The following is a 925-nucleotide window of genomic DNA, read 5'->3' as shown; positions in this document are numbered from 1 at the left end:
AGACACGCTGTTCACTGGCGCATCATTCACCGCATTAACGGTAAGACTTACCGTTGCAGTTTCCGTCGTACCACCAGAAGTCACTGTGTAGGTAAAATCAGTCACACCATTAAAATCAGCAGCAGGTGTAAAGCTTAGGGTACCGTCGGCATTGAGCAACACACTGCCGTTAGCCACAGCCACACTTCCGCCTACAGCGATGGCTGTACCGTTAATCGCAGTAATGGTATGACCGGCATTTTCAAAGGTATCGTTTGCATTCACGTCAAGAGTGACAGCCGTGTCTTCATTGGTCGCAAAAGCGTCATCGGCAATATCCACTACAGGATTAATGGTAATGCCTACGGTATCGCTGTCGAGCAGCGCACCGTCGGTAGTACTCATGGTCAAGGTATCGGAACCGTGGTAATCCGCTACTGGACTGTAGCTTAAGCCATCTAAAGCCGCAGTGATTGCTGCAGGAGAACCACTCAAGGTAACAGAGCCTGTGCCGTTGTTGCTGACGGTCACGCCAGGCGTAGCCAGAGCAGTTAAGCTGCCGTGCAGTACAGAAACCGTAGTCGTCACCACCGCACTGTCAATATCGGCCACGCTGAGCGCATTACCATTGGCAGAGCTGAACACTTGATTGGCGTCTTCACTCAGAGTTTGTCCGCCAGAAACGCTATTGACCGGAGCATCGTTGACCGCATTCACCGTCATAGTAACGGTAGCCGTTTCCGTCGTTCCGCCAGAAGTGACGGTATACGTAAAATCAGTCACACCATTAAAATCAGCAGCAGGTGTAAAGCTTAGGGTACCGTCGGCATTCAAAAGAACCGTTCCATTCACAACATTGACAGAACCGCCTACTGCTATGGCCGTACCGTTAATGGCGGTAATGGTATGTCCTGCATTTTCAAAACTGTCATTGGCATTCACGTCC

At 50.5% G+C, this 925-nt stretch carries 1 protein-coding gene; it reads right to left on the bottom strand.

The genetic code is table 11. From position 1 onward, the window contains the following. Nucleotides 1-925, bottom strand: a 925-nt coding sequence (locus tag Lwor_RS12090; protein ID WP_193786622.1) for a tandem-95 repeat protein, incomplete at both ends; no start/stop codon positions are given.

This window comes from Legionella worsleiensis (genome assembly GCF_001467535.1).
Lineage (GTDB): Bacteria > Pseudomonadota > Gammaproteobacteria > Legionellales > Legionellaceae > Legionella > Legionella worsleiensis.
The sequence above is the reverse complement of the archived record's forward strand: the minus strand, read 5'-3'. Positions and strand labels throughout refer to the sequence as shown.